The organism is Trujillonella endophytica (assembly GCF_900110555.1).
GTDB classification, from domain to species: Bacteria; Actinomycetota; Actinomycetes; order Mycobacteriales; family Geodermatophilaceae; genus Trujillonella; species Trujillonella endophytica.
The window spans coordinates 1-12,252 of sequence record NZ_FOEE01000020.1; the positions used below are offsets into that span (position 1 = coordinate 1).

General features: G+C 75.3%; 12 protein-coding genes and 1 pseudogene. 10 read left to right on the top strand and 3 right to left on the bottom strand.

The genetic code is table 11. The annotated features are described in order from the left end of the window. Positions 1-501, top strand: a pseudogene (locus BMY88_RS23995) (hypothetical protein); the annotation flags it as partial. A 19-nt stretch (positions 502-520) separates the two neighbouring features. Here the strand turns inward: BMY88_RS23995 and BMY88_RS21565 are convergent. Together BMY88_RS21565 and BMY88_RS21570 are read right to left on the bottom strand one after the other, a co-directional pair. After that, on the bottom strand, positions 521-952 hold the full coding sequence (locus BMY88_RS21565; RefSeq protein ID WP_091948864.1) for a DUF2795 domain-containing protein: 432 nt from the start codon (positions 950-952) through the stop codon (positions 521-523). Between the two features lie 41 nt (positions 953-993). Then, the gene (locus BMY88_RS21570; RefSeq protein WP_091948867.1) at positions 994-1,203 is read right to left on the bottom strand and encodes a hypervirulence associated TUDOR domain-containing protein; all 210 of its coding nucleotides are present in this window, start codon (positions 1,201-1,203) and stop codon (positions 994-996) included. A 325-nt stretch (positions 1,204-1,528) separates the two neighbouring features. Here BMY88_RS21570 and BMY88_RS21575 point away from each other — a divergent pair, with 325 nt between their 5' ends. From BMY88_RS21575 to BMY88_RS21615, 9 genes are all read left to right on the top strand, one after another. Continuing rightward, positions 1,529-2,308, top strand: coding sequence for a siderophore-interacting protein (locus tag BMY88_RS21575; protein ID WP_091948870.1), 780 nt, complete (start codon positions 1,529-1,531; stop codon positions 2,306-2,308). A gap of 204 nt (positions 2,309-2,512) precedes the next feature. Beyond that, complete coding sequence (locus BMY88_RS21580) at positions 2,513-3,253, top strand: response regulator transcription factor (RefSeq protein ID WP_091948874.1); 741 nt, start codon at positions 2,513-2,515, stop codon at positions 3,251-3,253. Between the two features lie 65 nt (positions 3,254-3,318). Next, complete coding sequence (locus tag BMY88_RS21585; protein ID WP_244524844.1) at positions 3,319-4,767, top strand: sensor histidine kinase; 1,449 nt, start codon at positions 3,319-3,321, stop codon at positions 4,765-4,767. A 31-nt stretch (positions 4,768-4,798) separates the two neighbouring features. After that, positions 4,799-5,530 (top strand): PaaI family thioesterase, encoded by a 732-nt coding sequence (locus BMY88_RS21590; protein ID WP_244524845.1) that lies wholly within the window; start codon positions 4,799-4,801, stop codon positions 5,528-5,530. Continuing rightward, entirely contained in the window at positions 5,527-6,252 is a 726-nt protein-coding gene (locus tag BMY88_RS21595; protein ID WP_091948881.1) for an inositol monophosphatase family protein, read from the top strand. Before BMY88_RS21590 ends, BMY88_RS21595 begins: the two co-directional genes overlap by 4 nt. A gap of 109 nt (positions 6,253-6,361) precedes the next feature. Then, positions 6,362-7,270 (top strand): sulfate adenylyltransferase subunit CysD, encoded by a 909-nt coding sequence (gene cysD, locus BMY88_RS21600; RefSeq protein ID WP_091948883.1) that lies wholly within the window; start codon positions 6,362-6,364, stop codon positions 7,268-7,270. Further along, positions 7,271-8,035 carry an SDR family NAD(P)-dependent oxidoreductase gene (locus BMY88_RS21605; RefSeq protein ID WP_091948888.1) on the top strand — a complete coding sequence of 255 codons (765 nt, stop codon included), beginning with the start codon at positions 7,271-7,273 and terminating at the stop codon, positions 8,033-8,035. An 82-nt stretch (positions 8,036-8,117) separates the two neighbouring features. Further along, on the top strand, positions 8,118-9,443 hold the full coding sequence (locus BMY88_RS21610) for a sulfate adenylyltransferase subunit 1 (RefSeq protein WP_091949043.1): 1,326 nt from the start codon (positions 8,118-8,120) through the stop codon (positions 9,441-9,443). A 242-nt stretch (positions 9,444-9,685) separates the two neighbouring features. After that, on the top strand, positions 9,686-10,909 hold the full coding sequence (locus BMY88_RS21615) for an MFS transporter (RefSeq protein WP_091948891.1): 1,224 nt from the start codon (positions 9,686-9,688) through the stop codon (positions 10,907-10,909). On the opposite strand, the gene BMY88_RS21620 is transcribed toward BMY88_RS21615, so the two are convergent. Next, complete coding sequence (locus BMY88_RS21620) at positions 10,896-12,248, bottom strand: cytochrome P450 (RefSeq protein WP_244524846.1); 1,353 nt, start codon at positions 12,246-12,248, stop codon at positions 10,896-10,898. The genes BMY88_RS21615 and BMY88_RS21620 overlap by 14 nt on opposite strands. Between the last annotated feature and the right edge of the window lie 4 nt (positions 12,249-12,252).

Consider the following 12,252-nt stretch of genomic DNA (forward strand, 5'->3'; position numbering starts at 1 on the left):
GCCATCGACGCCGTCGGCGACACCCAACGCAAAGCCGACGAAGCCATCGACGCCGTCGGCGACACCCAGCGCAAGGCCGACGCCGCCATCGGCGCCGTCGGCGGGACGATCGAGCGGGCCGGGGGCGCCGTGGGCCGGGCCGAGGCCGTGATCGCGCGGGTGGACCCGCTGCTGGCCGGTTTCGAGGGACCGCTGCGTCAGCTCGTCCCGGTCGTGCAGCGCCTCGCCGAGAGCCTGTCGGCGCAGGAGATCGAGGCGATGGTCGCGATCATCGACCGCCTGCCCACCCTGCTGGGACACCTGGACGACGATGTGCTGCCGGTGCTCAAGACCCTCGACGGGGTCGGCCCCGACGTGCACGACCTCGTCGACACGATGCAGGACCTGCGCCAGGTGGTGAAGGGCTTCCCCGGCTCCAAGCTGTTCCGGCGCCGGGGCGCCGAGGAGATCGCCGAGGACGACCAGGAGGAGGGGGAGGCGGAGGAGCGGGCCGGGTCCTGAGCCGGCCCGCCCCCCTCGCTCACGTCTCGGTCGGGTAGCCCAGCGCACGGACGACGTCGCCGATGCGCTCGTAGGTCTCGCCCTCGGGCAGCCGGCGCAGCTCGTCGATAACGGCGTCGGGGGCGCGGTGGTCGAGCGCCGCCTCGACCAGGGCGGGACCGCTGCTCGGGAAGTCGGCCCGGTCCAGCCAGCGCGCGAGCTCGGCCCGGGCGAGGACGGCGTCCCCGGTCGTGCCGGCCGGCACCCCACCGACGAGCGTGCCGCTCGGGTCGGCCGTGAGGTCGGGGTCGCCCTCGGCGACGGGCTCGACCTCACGCCACTCCTGCGAGCGGGTGGCGTGGTCGGATCTGAGCATCCCCTGGATCTCGTGCTCGAGCTCCTCGTCGAGGCGGGGGTTGTGCTTGGTGCTGCGCGACGAAACGCCGGCGAACTGGTCGTCGCTCTCGCTCACGGGTGCCTCCTGTGTGCTGGTCGATCCGGGGATCCGGGGGATCACGTCTTCTTCAGCGCCGACGGCTTGTGCACCGCCGTCCCGCCGCTCTTCTCGCTCTGCACCTCGTACTGCGGGTCGTCCGAGCTCGCGCGGACCGTGCGGCCGGCCGCCTCTGTGTCCGTGGTGATCTTCTTCCGGACGGTGCCCTCCGCCTCGCCGCCGTGGCTCTTCCAGGTGACGTGGTCACCCTTCTGCAGGTCCTTCGCCATCTGGTCCTCCCGGTGCGGACGGGCCGGTGCCCGGCCCGTCCTCGTGCCGTGCCCCCCTGGTCGCCCGGACACACATCACCCGGGCGTGCTCCAGGTTCACCCCTGCGGGCGCTGCTCCCGACCGACCCTTCACCTAGCGTGGTCGTCGACGGGCGTGAGAGCCGGAAAACCGCGGATCGATGCGGGTCCTGCGACTACCCACGGTGATTCCGCCGTCCTCGATCGCCGGCTCGGTCGACTCCATTCCCCCGGGGTCGGCCGGGTCGGCCCACGTCCGGCCCGAGGCGCTGCACCGGGCGTGCGGCCGCTGCCTACCCTCTGCCGTGTGACTGCTCCCGACGACGGCCCGCGCGCCGTGGACGTGCTCACCGCCGTCGCGGTCGCCGTCCCCACGCCGACCGTGCGCCGGGTCACCCTCACCGGGACGGCGGAGGCGGTCGCGGCCGCCGGACCGACGGTGAACCTGCTGGTGCCACGCGTCGGCGATCCCGCCCCCCGGTGGCCGACGGTGGCGCGCGACGGCCGCGTCGTCTGGCCGATCGGCGCCCACGGGGTGGCCCTGCGCAGCTACACCGCCCGCCGGCAGGACCCCGCCCGCGGTGAGGTGGAGATCGACTTCGTGCTGCACGGCGACGGCCCGGCGGCGGCGTGGGCCGCGGCCGCCGCCCCGGGCGCTCTCCTCGGCATCGCCGGCAGCGGCGACCTCGGGATCCGGCCGGCCGCCTCCCTCCTGCTGGTCGGGGACGAGACCGCGCTGCCCGCGATCAGCCGGATCCTGGCCGAGGCCGCGCCCACGACGACCGGCCTGGCCCTCGTGGAGGTCGAGGGCCCGCGGGAAGAGCAGCCGCTGGCGGCACCGGCCGGTGTGACCGTCCGGTGGCTGCACCGCGACGGCACCCCGCCCGGGGAGGGCACGCTGCTCGCCGACGCGGTCGCGGCGCTGGAGCCGCCGGCCGCGGACGACGTGTTCGCGTGGGTGGCCGCGGAGTCCGCCGCCGTCCGGACGATCCGCGCCGACCTCCGCGCACGCTGGGGGCTCGGCCGCGCCGGGCACCACGCCATCGGCTACTGGCGCCGCGGCCGGGCGATGAGCCCCGCGGGCTGAGCCCGAACCGCCCGCGCGCCGTCGCCCCGTGCAGAAGCGCGGAATTGCACCGGGCAGAAGCGCGGAATTGCACGGCGCGGAAGCGCGGAATTGCGCGGCGGCGCGGCGTCCAGGGAGTTCACAGGTAGCGTCCAGTCCGGGCGCAGCCGCCGGACCGACCCTCGTGTCATGACGACGGCATCGGTGCGTTCTGTGGGAGGAGCCGTGCAGGGGACCCGGGATCAGGGCGGCTCCGCCGGGCGCGCGCCGGAGGCGCGGTTGCTCGTGGTGGACGACGAGCCCAACATCCGTGAACTGCTGTCGGCGAGCCTGCGCTACGCCGGCTTCGAGGTGGCGACGGCGGCCGACGGTCAGCAGGCGCTGGCCATGGCGGCGTCCTTCAGGCCCGACCTGCTCGTGCTCGACGTGATGATGCCGGGGCTGGACGGCTTCGGCGTCGTGCGCCGGCTGCGGGAGACCGGCCGGCACACCCCGGTCCTGTTCCTCACCGCCCGGGACGCGCCGGAGGACAAGGTGTCGGGCCTGACCCTCGGCGGGGACGACTACGTGACCAAACCCTTCAGCCTCGACGAGGTGGTGGCGCGGATCCGGGCGGTGCTGCGCCGCACCAGCGCGGGCGCCCAGCGGGCGGCGGAGGCGCCGCGGCTGACCTTCGCCGACATCGAGCTGGACGAGGAGTCGCACGAGGTGGTCAAGGCCGGCACCCTGATCGGCCTCTCCCCCACCGAGTTCAAGCTGCTGCGCTACCTGATGGCCAACGCCGGGCGGGTGCTGTCGAAGGCGCAGATCCTGGACCACGTGTGGAACTACGACTTCAACGGCGAGGCCAACGTCGTCGAGTCCTACATCTCCTACCTGCGCCGCAAGGTCGACACCACCGAGCCCCGTCTCCTGCACACCATCCGGGGGGTCGGCTACACCCTGCGGCTGCCGCGGGGCGCATGACGGGTCGTCCCGCGCCCGACCCGCGGGGCCCCCGGGTTCCCCTCCGGGTCACCCTCGTGGCGCTGATGGTCGCGCTGCTGAGCGTCGCCCTGCTGGCGACCGGCTTCGCCACCGCCTCCCTGCTGCGCGACTACCTGCAACAGGAGCGGGACGACGAGCTGCGCGGGACGGTCGCCAACCTCGGGGGGCCCGAGCTGATGGCTGCCTGCCTGCACACCGCCTATCCGCAACCGACGCCGTACTACATCGCGTGCGTGCTGCCGGACAGCGACGAGCCGGTGGTCATCGGCGCCCCCCAGGGGCAGGCCGACGGCGGGCTGCCGGAGCTGAGCGAGGACGAGGTCGAGGAGCTGCGGGAGGACCGGCGCCCGGTGACGGTGCACACCGACGGCGACGCGTGGCGGCTGGCGTCGAGGGAGCTGCGCGGCGGCTACACGCTGGTCGTCGGCGTCGACCTCGAGAGCGACGAGAAGGCGATCGCCCGGCTCGTGCGCATCGAGCTGTTCGTCGGGCTGGTGGTGCTGGCCGTCCTGGGCGCCGCCGGGTACATGCTGGTGCGCAACAGCCTGCGCCCTCTCGCCGAGGTGGAGCAGACCGCGCGGGCCATCGCCGCCGGAGACCTCTCCCGCCGGGTGCCGGCGGGGAACGAGCGGACCGAGGTGGGCCGGCTCTCGGCCGCGCTCAACGGGATGCTGGCCCGCATCGAGAGCGCGTTCTCCGCGCAGCGCGCCTCGGAGGAGCAGGCGCGCGGCTCCGAGGGGCGGATGCGCCAGTTCGTCGCGGACGCCAGCCACGAGCTGCGCACCCCGCTGACGTCGATCCGGGGCTTCGCCGAGCTCTACCGCCAGGGCGCCGTCCGCGATCCCGACGACGTCGGCCGGCTGATGCAGCGCATCGAGTCCGAGGGCGCCCGGATGGGCGTGCTGGTCGAGGACCTCCTGCAGCTGGCCCGGCTGGACCAGCAGCGACCGCTGACCGTCACCCCCGTCGACCTCGCGGAGGTGGCCGGCGACGTCGTCCACGACGCCCGCGCGCTGCAGCCGGACCGGCCGCTGGAGCTGGTCCTCGACCCGGCGCTGACCGAGCTCCCCGTGGTGCTGGGAGACGAGGCGCGGCTGCGCCAGGTCGTGGGCAACCTCGTCACGAACGCGCTGGTGCACACCCCCGGCGACGCCCGGGTGACGGTCACGCTCGGCGAGGAGGCCGGCCTTCCGGACCAGGAGGACGACGGCGGGTGGGTGGTCGTCACCGTCGCCGACGAGGGGCCGGGCCTGGCGGCCGGAGACGCCGCGCGGGTGTTCGAGCGCTTCTACCGCGCCGATCCCAGCCGCAACCGCGCGGCCGGGGGAACGGGCCTGGGCCTGGCGATCGTCGCCTCGCTGGTCGCCGCGCACGGCGGCACGGTCGACCTGACCACCGCGCCCGGACGGGGGTCCGTGTTCACGGTGCGCCTGCCGCGCAGCGGTCCGCCGGAGCCGCCCGGAGCGCCCGCGGGCACCGGGGTCCCCGCCTGAGCCCGCAGCCCCGCTGGCTACCGTCGGAGACGTGAGCACGCACCCCGAGGAACCGCCCTACGACGCCGAGCTGATGGCCGCCGTCACCGACCTGGGCGAGGCCCTGCGGGGGCTGGTCGACGCATCGGTGCGCACCGACGTCCCCGCCGCCGACCTGCGCGCCGCCGCGGCCGGCGCGCGCGAGCTGACCGAGCGGCTGGCGGCGAGCCGCCGGCCCGCCGGCCACCTCTCGCCGCTGGACGACGTGCTCGCGTTCCGCCAGGTCTTCAACATGGTCAGCGGGGTGGGCAGCGCGCTCGCTCCGCCGGTCGTCCTGCGCGTGGTCGACGGCGGCGTGATCGCCGAGACCGTCTTCGGGCTGGCCTACGAGGGGCCGCCCGGCTATCTGCACGGCGGCATGAGCGGTCTGGTGATGGACCAGGTCCTCGGCGGGGCCGCGATCCACGCCGGGTTGTGGGGGATGACCGCCCGGCTCGAGCTGGACTACCGGGGGCCGGTGCCGCTGGACACCCCCGTCGTCCTCGCCGCGCGGGTCGGCGAGTCCGCCGGACGCAAGACGATCGTCACGGGGAGCATCGCCCTGGCCGCGACTCCGGACCGCCCGCTGGTCGAGGCGCGCGGCGTCTTCGTCACGCCGCGCACCGAGACCGTCGACAGCTACTTCGCCGGTGTCACCGACGGCTCCGGCCGGCACACCCAGCCGGGCCGCAAGCCGGTGCAGATCCGGCCCACGGACGCCACCGCGCCCGTCGTGGCGCCGTGACCGACGTCGCGGTCGCCGTCGCGGCGGCCCGCGCCGCCGCGGAGGTCCTGCTGGAGCTGCGCGGGGGCGGGCTCACCGGCCGGGAGCTCGGCGACGCCGGGGACGCGGCGGCGCAGGAGGCCATCGCGGCGGTGCTGCGGCGCGAGCGGCCCGACGACGCCGTGTTCAGCGAGGAGGCCGCCGACGACCCGCGCCGGCTCGCGGCCGACCGGGTGTGGATCGTCGACCCGCTCGACGGCACCCGCGAGTACGGCGAGCCCGGCCGGGTCGACTGGGCGGTGCACGTCGCCCTCTGGGCCGCCGGCGGGCTGGGCGCCGCCGCCGTGGCCCTGCCCGGGCTGGACGAGGAACTCGTCACCGACCCCGCGCCGGCGCTGCCGGGGACCGTGACCGCTCGCCCGCGGATCGCGGTGAGCCGCAGCCGGCCCCCCGCCGTCGCCACCGCGGCCGCGCGGGCCGTCGGCGGCGAGCTCGTGCCGCTGGGGTCGGCCGGCTACAAGGTGACCGCCGTCGTCCGGGGCGAGGTCGATGCCTACGTCCACGCCGGAGGCCAGTACCAGTGGGACTCGGCCGCCCCGGTCGCCGTCGCCCTCGCGGCGGGGCTGCACGCGAGCCGGCTCGACGGCTCTCCGCTGCGCTACAACGCGCCCGACCCGTGGCTGCCCGACCTGCTGGTCTGCCGCCCGGAGCTGGCCGCCGACCTCCTGGCCGCCGTGCGCTGAGCGTCATGGCGGACACTGGTCGGGGAATCCCCTCCGATCCGGTGCGGTTGCTGCTGGATCGAGGTGCCTCCACCTGTCCGCCGTCCCCCAGCTCGGGAGCCTTGAGTTCGTGACGAGTCCTGACTACCGGCTGACGCAGCTGGAGACGCTGGAGGCCGAGTCCGTCCACGTCATCCGCGAGGTCGCCGCCGAGCTGGAGCGCCCGGTGCTGCTCTTCTCCGGCGGCAAGGACTCGATCGTGATGCTGGAGCTCGCCCGCAAGGCGTTCGCGCCGGCGCGGATCCCCTTCCCGGTGATGCACGTCGACACCGGGCTGAACTTCCCCGAGGTGCTGGACTTCCGCGACAAGCGGGTCGCCGAGCTCGGCGTGCAGCTGGTGGTCGCCTCCGTGCCCGACGCGATCGCGGCCGGCACGGTCAAGGAGGAGCCCAACGGCTCCCGCAACCGGATCCAGACGCCGGTACTGCTGGACGCGGTCGAGGAGCACGGGTTCACCGCGCTGTTCGGCGGCGCCCGCCGCGACGAGGACAAGGCCCGCGCCAAGGAGCGGGTGTTCTCCTTCCGCGACGAGTTCGGCCAGTGGGACCCGAAGAACCAGCGCCCCGAGCTGTGGGACCTCTACAACGGCCGCATCCACATCGGCGAGTCGCTCCGCGTCTTCCCGCTGTCGAACTGGACCGAGCTCGACATCTGGCAGTACATCGCCCGCGAGAACATCGCCATCCCGCCGCTCTACCTCGCCCAGGAGCGGGAGGTCGTCGAGCGCCAGGGGATGCTCTACGCGGTCAACGAGTTCATCCGCCCCCGCGACGGCGAGCACGTGTTCCGCGAGACGGTCCGCTACCGCACCGTCGGCGACGCGAACCTGACCGCCGCCGTCCGCTCGCACGCGGTCACGGTCGAGGAGGTCATCGCCGAGATCGCCGTGACCCGGATGACCGAGCGGGGCGCCACCCGCGGCGACGACAAGGTGAGCGACGCGGCCATGGAGGACCGGAAGAAGGAGGGTTACTTCTAGGTGCGCAGGCTGGAGGGCAAGGGCGTGCTCGTCGCCGGTGGCGGCGGGATCGGCGGAGCGCTGGCCGCGCGCTTCGCGAGCGAGGGTGCCGGCGTCGTGCTGGGGGACCTGGACCTCGCGGCGGCCCAGGTCGTGGTCGACCGGATCGTCGCCGACGGCGGCCGGGCGGTCGCGGTGCACCTGGACGGCGCCGACGAGGACTCGATCGCGTCGGCCGTCGCGACGACCGTCAGTGCCTACGGCGGGCTGGACGGTCTGCACGTCAACTTCGCCAGCTTCGTGGACAGCGCGGACGGCGTCGGCGTCGTCGACCTGCCGCTCGAGGTCTTCGACGAGGCGGTCCGGGTCAACCAGCGCGGTCACCTGCTGTGCACCAAGCTCGCGCTGCCGCCGATGATCGAGCGCGGCGGCGGGTCGATCGTCTACACCAGCTCCGCCGCCGCGTACCTGGGCGAGACGACCCGGCTGCCGTACGCCATGAGCAAGGCCGCCGGCCTCGCCCTCATGCGGCACGTCGCCTCCCGCTACGGCCGCAACGGCGTCCGGGCGAACGCGATCGCACCGGGGCTCATCGTGCACCCCCGGGCCCTCGCCGAGCTGCCGCCGGAGTTCGTCCAGAACGCGGTGAAGCGCACCTGGATCAAGTCCCGGCTCGGCGCTCCCGAGGACGTCGCCGCCACCGCCGCGCACCTCATGTCCGACGACGGCGCCTACATCACGGGCCAGGTGATCAGCGTCGACGGCGGCGCCACCCGTCGGGCCTGACCCCGGTCCCGCGGGACGCATCGACCGGCCCCCGGACGCCGTCGCCGCGGAGCCGGGGGCACCGTCGGGGATGATGGGCCGCATGAACGACCGAACCGAGGTGGACGGCGTCGTCGACGTCCACTCCGCCGTCGCCGAGCACGCCGCCGAGATCGCCACCGCGCGCAAGGACATCTGCCGCATCGCCACCGCCGGCTCGGTGGACGACGGCAAGAGCACGCTCATCGGCCGGCTGCTCTACGACAGCAAGGCCGTGTTCGAGGACCAGTACGAGGCGGTGGCCCGCGCCAGCAAGGGCGACTACGTCGACCTGGCGCTGCTGACCGACGGGCTGCGCGCCGAGCGCGAGCAGGGCATCACCATCGACGTCGCCTACCGGTACTTCAGCACCCCGCGGCGCACCTTCATCCTCGCCGACACCCCCGGGCACGTGCAGTACACCCGGAACATGGTCACCGGCGCCTCGACCGCGGACCTCGCCATCGTGCTGGTCGATGCCCGCAAGGGCCTGCTCGAGCAGAGCCGCCGGCACGCCTTCCTGGCCTCCCTGCTGCGGGTGCCGCACCTGGTCGTCGCGGTGAACAAGATGGACCTCGTCGACTGGTCGGAGGAGGTCTTCGAGCGGATCAGCGACGAGTTCAGCGCGTTCGCCGCGAAGCTGAACGTGCCCGACCTGACCGTCGTCCCGATCTCGGCGCTCAACGGCGACAACGTCGTCACGCACTCGCCGAACTCGCCCTGGTACGAGGGCCCGACGCTGCTGCACCACCTCGAGCACGTGCACGTGGCCGGCGACCGCAACCTGACCGACCCGCGGTTCCCGGTGCAGTACGTGATCCGGCCGCAGTCCGACGCCTTCCACGACTACCGCGGCTACGCCGGCACGGTCGCCAGCGGCGTGCTGCGCACCGGCGACGAGGTGCAGGTGCTGCCGAGCGGGCTGACGACGACGATCGCCGCAATCGACGGCCCCCGCGGCCCCGTCGAGGAGGCCTTCGCGCCCATGGCGGTCACCGTGCGGCTGGCCGACGACCTCGACGTCTCCCGGGGCGACCTGATCTGCCGGCCCGCCAACGCCCCGCAGGTGACCCAGGACCTCGACGCGCTCGTGTGCTGGATGGCCGACGAGCCGCTGCGGCCCCGCCAGCGGCTGGCGATCAAGCACACCACCCGCTCGGTGCGCGCCGTGGTCAAGGAGCTGACCTACCGGCTCGACGTCAACACGCTGCACCGCGAGCAGGGGGCCACCGAGCTCGGCCTCAACGACATCGGCCGGGTTCAGCTGCGCACCACGCAGCCGCTGTTCGTCGACGACTACCTGCGCAACCGGGTGACCGGCCGGTTCATCGTGGTCGACGAGGCGACGAACGCCACCGTCGGCGCCGGGATGCTGACCCCCGCCGGCTGACGGCGTCCGCCGCGGTCCGCCCCTGCGCGGCCCCGGAGCCGGGCTTCCCGGAGCCGGGCGGCGTCCCCCTCCCGCGCGGTCGTGCTCTGCCCACACCACCGGGCAGAGCACGAGCGCCGCGGCGGTGAGAGGGCGACCTCGCCCTTCGTGCTCTGCCTACCCGGGTGGGCAAAGCACGACGACCGCGAGACCGCCGGGGCCCGGCCCTGCCGCCGGCCGGACCGTGTGGTGGGCTCGTCGCGATGGCGCACGGGCGGGCGGGTCGATCGCGGCTGGGCACGTGGCTGCTGGTCGCCGCGATCGTCGCGGTCGCGCTCAACCAGCGCCCCGCCGTCGTCGCGGTGGCGCCGCTGCTGGCGGACCTGCGCGCCGACACCGGGCTCTCCTCGGCCCTGGCCGGGCTCCTGACCACGGTCCCGGTGCTCTGCTTCGGAGCGTTCGCTCCGGTCGCGCCCCGGCTGGCGCAGCGGGTCGGGCTGGAGACGGCGGTCGGCGCCTCGCTCCTGCTGCTCGCCGCCGGCATCGCGCTGCGGCTGCTGTCGCCCGTCGCCCTGCTCTACGCCGGCAGCCTGCTGGCCGGCGCGGCGATCGCCCTGGCCAACGTGCTGCTCCCGGCGTACGTGAAGCGGGAGTTCGCCCGGCCGGGCGCGGTGATGGGCGCGTACTCCGCCGCGCTCAACATCGGCGCCGGAGCCGGCGCCGCGCTGACGCTGCCGCTCGCCGACGCCCTGGACGTCGGCTGGCGCACCGCCCTGGGCCTCTGGCTGTTCCTCGCCCTCGGCGGCCTGGTGCTGTGGCTCCCGGTCGCCGGCACGGGCCGGTCCCGGCGCGGCGCCGACGTCCCGCCCGGCGGGTCCTGGTCGCTGCTCCGACACCCCCTGGCGCGCCGGGTGTGCGCGTTCCTCGCGATGCAGAGCGTGCAGTTCTACGCCGTCGCCGCCTGGCTGCCGACGCTGCTCGCCGACGCCGGGGTCCCGACCGGCGAGGGCGGCTGGCTGCTGGGGCTGTCCAACGTCGTGGGGGCCGCCGGCGCCCTGCTCGCCCCGGCGCAGGCGGGCCGGATGCGCGGCCAGCGGCCCCTCGTCGCCGTCGTGGTCGCTGCGTACGCGATCGGGCTCGCGGGGCTGCTGCTCTCCCCCGCCTCCGGGACGCTCGTCTGGGTCTGCGCCTGGGGCGTGGCGCAGGGGTCGGGCTTCGCGCTGGCGCTGACCCTCATCGTGCTGCGCAGCCCGACGCCGCTGGTGGCCGCGCGGCTCGGCGGGGTGGCGCAGTGCCTGGGCTATCTGGTCGCGGCGTCCGGCCCGCTCCTGCTCGGCGCGCTGCGCGACCTCACGCGCGGCTGGACGTGGCCCCTGCTCCTGCTGCTGGCCGCCGTCGTCCCGATGGCGTGGGCCGGGTGGGGAGCGGCCCGCGACGCCGTCCTGCCCGTGGACGAGCGCGCGCCGGAGCCGGTCAGCGCAGGCTGACCGGGAGCACCTCGAAGCCGCGCAGCGTGCGCAGGTCGCGGCGCACCGGGAGGCCCGCGATGCGCAGCCGCGGGAAGCGCTCGGACAGCGCGCGCAGCGCCACCTCCGCCTCCAGCCGCGCCAGGCCCGCCCCCAGGCAGTAGTGCACCCCGGCGGAGAAGGCCAGGTGCTCGCGGGCGTTGCGCCGGGTGACGTCGAAGCGGGCCGGCTCGGGAAAGACGTCGGGGTCGCGGTTGGCCGCGCCGAGCAGCAGCGTGACCCGCGTGCCGGGGGACAGCCGCCGGCCGGCAACCTCGACCTCGACCCGGGCCGCCCGGCTCGTGAGCTGGACCGGGCTGTCGAACCGCAGGGCCTCCTCGACGGCGTTCGCCCAGCCCGCCGGCTCGGCGCGGAGCGCGTCCCACTGGTCGCGGTGCGCGTCGAGCGCGACGACGGCGTTGCCGAGGAGGTTGACCGTCGTCTCGAAGCCGGCCCCGAGCAGGAGCAGCACGGTGGCGTGCAGCTCGCGCTCGGTCAGCGCCTCCTCGCCGGAGAGGCCCACCAGCCGGCTGACCAGGTCGTCGCCGGGGTCGCGGCGGAGGTGGTCGAAGTGGTCGCGGAGGAAGCCGTGCATCGCCCGCAGCCCGCGCTCGGCGGCCACGTAGCGCCGCAGTGGCAGACCGGGGTCCAGGGTGGCCGCGGCGGCCGCGCCCCAGCGCAGGAAGTCCGCCCTGCGGTCGGTGGGCACCCCGAGCAGCTCCGCGATCACCAGCACGGGCAGCTGCGCGGCGTAGCGGTCGACGAGGTCCACCGGGCCGTCGGCGCCGGTCAGGTCGTCGAGCAGCGCGTCGGCGGTGCGCCGGATCATCGGCTCGAACGCCGCGGTGGCCCGCGGGGTGAAGGCCCGGCCGACCAGCCGGCGGTACCGGGTGTGGTCGGGTGGGTCGACGACCAGCATGGACGGCCGCTCGGCGACGCCGCTGGCGTCGAGCTCGTCGGCGAAGCGCAGCGCCCGGCCGAGCAGGCCCGGGACGGCGGAGCCGTCGAAGCCCACCCCGAAGCGGTCGGAGCGCAGCACCTCCTGCGCCACCGCGTGCGACGCCGTCACCAGACCCAGGGCGCTGGGGACCAGGGGGCCCGCGGCACGGAGCCGGTCGTGCACCGCGTACGGCTGCTCGCGGAGGTCGCGCTCGCGCAGCATCCGCGCGACGGGGTCGCCGGCGCGGGCGGCGCGGGCCAGGAAGCGGCCGGGCAGCCCGTGCCGGAGGGCGTAGCGGGTCAGCGTCCGGGCGGGCCGTAGCAGCGGCGACGGCGCGGGAGCCGCTGCCGGAACCTGACGTGGGGCGGTCAGCGAGCTCACGGGC